The 4,114-nt window shown below is 62.9% G+C and carries 4 protein-coding genes and 1 other RNA gene; 4 read left to right on the top strand and 1 reads right to left on the bottom strand.

What is annotated here, in order from left to right; all coding sequences use genetic code 11:
* Positions 1-1,614 (bottom strand): penicillin-binding protein activator (locus tag HP546_RS26965; RefSeq protein WP_172231908.1); only part of this gene is annotated, 1,614 nt, incomplete at its 3' end.
* Between the two features lie 186 nt (positions 1,615-1,800).
* Between HP546_RS26965 and rsmI the strand changes: the two genes are divergently transcribed.
* The 4 genes from rsmI to mraW form a co-directional block, all read left to right on the top strand.
* Complete coding sequence (gene rsmI, locus HP546_RS26970) at positions 1,801-2,676, top strand: 16S rRNA (cytidine(1402)-2'-O)-methyltransferase (RefSeq protein WP_172231911.1); 876 nt, start codon at positions 1,801-1,803, stop codon at positions 2,674-2,676.
* 67 nt (positions 2,677-2,743) lie between these two features.
* An RNA gene (rnpB, locus tag HP546_RS26975) (RNase P RNA component class A) lies at positions 2,744-3,103 on the top strand.
* Positions 3,104-3,410: 307 nt separating this feature from the next.
* Positions 3,411-3,866: a division/cell wall cluster transcriptional repressor MraZ gene (gene mraZ, locus HP546_RS26980; RefSeq protein ID WP_004575120.1), complete on the top strand. Its 456-nt coding sequence runs from the start codon at positions 3,411-3,413 to the stop codon at positions 3,864-3,866.
* Positions 3,863-4,114, top strand: a 252-nt coding sequence (gene mraW / locus HP546_RS26985) for a 16S rRNA (cytosine(1402)-N(4))-methyltransferase (protein ID WP_372242467.1), incomplete at its 3' end; no start/stop codon positions are given. The genes mraZ and mraW, both read left to right, overlap by 4 nt.

The following is a 4,114-nucleotide window of genomic DNA, read 5'->3' on the forward strand; positions in this document are numbered from 1 at the left end:
GCCGGCGGCCTGTGGCCACTGCTGCACGACCTGCTGGCGCAGGCTGTTGCTGGTGTCGAGCAGCCACGGCGTTTCGCAGAAGCGGATACCGTTCATGTCGTTGTACTGGTTCACGTCACCGCTGGCGCTGTACAGGTTCGAGGTGGCGTAGACCGGCACGTCACCGGCGTACTGGAAGTTCAAGGTCGGCTTGATCTGCTGCGCCTGTTGCGGGGTCGAGGCGAGGAAGATGAAGTCGATATCCTGGCGGCGCGATGGTTGTGCGGAAATGCTGCCGCCGACCGTGCTTTGCAGGCTTTTGGCTCGGCCTTCGCTCTGGCGCAGCTGGAACAGATCGGCGATCTGCTGGGCCAGGGCAACGGGTTGGGCGATGCGCTGGGCGGCGAGCAGGGTGCCGCCATTACCTTCCCAGTCCTGGCGGAAGGCGGCCAGCACGCGGTCACCCCATTCGCCGCTCGGCACCAGGGCTACCGCGCGAACCATGCCGTCGGCGCGGGCGCGGCGGGATACCTCGCGGGCCTCGTCTTCGGCAGCCAGGCCGAACTGGAACAGCTGCGGCGGGGCTTTCTGCCCAGCGTCAGCGTAGTTCAGTGCCAGGGTGGTGATCGGCAGTTGCGGTTTGGCGGCCAGTTGCTTCACCAGTGGTTTTTCCAGTGGGCCAATGACCAGTTGCACGCCAGCGGCCTGGGCCTGGCGATAGAAGTCGTCGAGCGAGCCGATGCGCGAGCTGTCGAACAACTGCACCGCAGGTGCTGCCTGGCCGGCTTGCTGGGCCTGGAAGTGGGCGGCCATGAAGCCGTCACGCAAGGCGCGGGCAACCCCGGCCAGCGGGCCTTCCTGAGGCAGTAGCAGGGCGATTTTGGTCAGCGGCTGGCTGGCCAGTTCCTTGAGCTTGGTCAGGGCTGTCGGCAGTTGCTTGGCGGCAGGGTGGTCCGGGTGCTGTTTCACCCAGTCCTCGATAGCCGCCTGCTGCTGTTCCAGGGTGCCGGCACTTTTCACGGCGAAGGCCAGGCTGGTCCAGCCAGCCAGGGTCTGGTCGTTGCCAGGTTGCTGCAGTTGCTCTGCCGGCAGCGAGGCGACCAGGGCCCAGATGGCGTCGTTGTTGGCGCTGGCGGCCTGGCCGCTGAGCAGCGGGCCCAGCAGCATGCGCTGTTGCGCGGCAGGCAGCGCCTGGCCGTCGGCTTCGAGGGCGGCGGCGTGCACGCTGTAGGTACGCACTTGCTGCGCTTCAGGCAGCTCGGCAACGCGCTGCAGGCTGGGGTGGGCCAGGGCAGTCAAGGCTGCCTTGGGCTGGTTGCGGCTCATGGCCAGCTCGGCCGCCAGGGTGCTGGCGAACACTTGCTGGGCCGGCTTGAGCGTGTCCATCGGGACCTGCTCGAGGATGCGCGCGGCGCGCGGGAAGTCCTTCTGCTTGTAGGCCAGGTCGGCCGCGCTCAGGCGCAGCAGCGCAGCGTCTTCTGCAGACTTGCTGGAAGCAGCCTTTTCCAGCAACTGCTCGATGCTGGCGTCCGGGGTGCGCGGCAGTTCGCCCAGGCTGGATGAGGGCGAGCTGGCGCAGGCCGCCAGCAAGGCAGCGAGGCAGAGGGCTGTAAGCAGCCGCAGGCAAGCGATCATGTAAAGGTCCTGTTACTCGATCAAGTTGGCCGGCAATTGTACCCAAGCACTGGCCGGGGCGCGATGTTGCTGTGTCGATCCTTCACTATAGGTGGCCTGGCGCCGATCGCTGGCGAAGTTCTTTGCGCCCTGTTACGGGCGCTCGGGCTACAATGGCGCCTTTGATCCGAATGACAGGTGTGCGCAGTGACTGATGTGGCAGGGGCTTCGAAATCCGCGGTGGGGACGCTGTATGTGGTGGCAACCCCCATCGGCAACCTTGACGACATGAGCGCCCGGGCGCTGAAGGTGCTGGCGGACGTGGCGCTGATCGCCGCCGAAGACACCCGTCATTCGGTCCGCCTGCTGCAGTACTTCGGTATCGACACGCCGCTGGCAGCGTGCCATGAGCACAACGAGCGTGACGAGGGCGGGCGTTTTCTTACCAAACTGCTGGCCGGCGAGAATGTGGCGCTGGTCTCCGATGCCGGCACGCCGCTGATCTCCGACCCCGGCTACCACCTGGTACGCCAGGCGCGGGCCGCAGGGGTGAGCGTGGTGCCGGTGCCGGGTGCCTGCGCCTTGATCGCCGCGCTGTCGGCCGCCGGCCTGCCGTCGGACCGCTTCATTTTCGAAGGCTTCCTGCCGGCCAAGACTGCGGGGCGCCGGGCGCGTCTGGAGCAGGTAAAGGAAGAGCCGCGCACGCTGATCTTCTATGAGGCGCCGCACCGCATCCTGGAATGCCTTCAAGACATGGAGGCCGTCTTTGGCGGTGATCGCCCGGCCTTGCTCGCGCGCGAACTGACCAAGACATTCGAGACCCTCAAGGGTCTGCCCCTGGCTGAGCTGCGTGCCTTCGTTGCCGGTGACAGCAATCAGCAGCGCGGTGAGTGCGTGGTGCTGGTGGGTGGCTGGAGTGCACCTGAAGGCGAACAGGCCATCAGCGTCGAAGCGCAGCGGGTGCTCGATTTGCTTCTGGCCGAGTTGCCGCTCAAGCGCGCGGCGGCGCTTGCCGCTGAAATTACCGGGGTAAGGAAGAATCTGTTGTATCAACTTGCCCTGGAAAAACAGAAAGCCGAATAGTGGCAGTTTGATATAAATGCCGGTATCACTTGTTCTTGGGCGCGTGTGCCGTTAACCTTGTCGGCGGAGAGTCGATCGGACAGTCGCTGCCGTCTTTTGTTCCGCAAAAGGCGGGGGAGGAAAGTCCGGGCTCCATAGGGCAGAGTGCCAGGTAACGCCTGGGAGGCGCGAGCCTACGGAAAGTGCCACAGAAAATAACCGCCTAAGCACTTCGGTGCCGGTAAGGGTGAAAAGGTGCGGTAAGAGCGCACCGCACGGCTGGCAACAGTTCGTGGCTAGGTAAACCCCACTCGGAGCAAGACCAAATAGGGTTCCATCAGGCGTGGCCCGCGTCGGAACCGGGTAGGTTGCTAGAGGCGTCCAGTGATGGCCGTCGTAGAGGAATGACTGTCCTCGACAAAACCCGGCTTACAGATCGACTCTCCACCTTTCCTTCCCTGCTGTAATCGTCAGCAGCGCCCTCTGGTAAGACCGAAAAAATCTTACTCTTGATAAATCACTTTAACTTCGAACTCCATCTGCTTGCGTGGGTTTGATTTTTATCGCGTTTTTTTCCCATTGGTATTCCTTCCACATTCCTTTATCGCGCTAAATCTCGGTCCTGTAAGACTTTTCCTCATGAACGTGCCTTGACGGTGCTGCGGGCGGATTCCTATAGTGTGCGCAAGTGGCAGAAAGTGGGATGAAGTGGGTTTTCTGACACAAAAAAGCTACCATTGTGGGGAATCGCAGCCGTGTTCCGCGGAGCCAACGCCGTCAGCCTCGATGCCAAGGGCCGTCTCGCCATGCCGAGCCGGTACCGTGACGAGCTCGATTCGCGTTGCAATGGCCAGCTGATCGTGACCATTGATGCTGTGGATCCCTGCTTGTGTGTTTATCCCCTCGACGAGTGGGAACAGATAGAAGCCAAGTTGCGTGCCTTGCCATCGTTGCGTGAGGAAAACCGCCGCCTGCAGCGTTTGCTGATCGGTAATGCGGTTGACCTGGAGCTCGATGGCAGTGGGCGTTTCCTGGTACCGCCCCGTTTGCGGGAGTACGCCAAGCTCGACAAGAAGGCGATGCTTGTGGGGCAACTGAACAAATTCCAGCTGTGGGACGAAGATGCCTGGAACGCGGTTTCGGCAGCCGATCTTGCAGCTATCCAACAACCGGGCGCCATGCCCGACGAATTGCGTGACCTGATCCTGTGACCATAGATAGCGGCTTCAACCACATCACCGTCCTGCTCGACGAAGCTGTCGAGGCATTGGCCCTGCGCGCCGACGGTTGCTATCTGGACGGCACCTTTGGCCGTGGCGGACACAGCCGGCTGATCCTCAGCAAGCTCGGGCCGCAAGGGCGGCTGCTGGGCTTCGACAAAGATCCACAGGCGATTGCCACAGGGCAAGCGCTGGCGGCCGAAGACGGCCGCTTTGTCATTGTGCAGCGCAGCTTTGCC

The sequence above is a fragment of the Pseudomonas sp. CM25 genome (assembly GCF_013179705.1).
In the GTDB taxonomy this organism is placed as follows: Bacteria; Pseudomonadota; Gammaproteobacteria; order Pseudomonadales; family Pseudomonadaceae; genus Aquipseudomonas.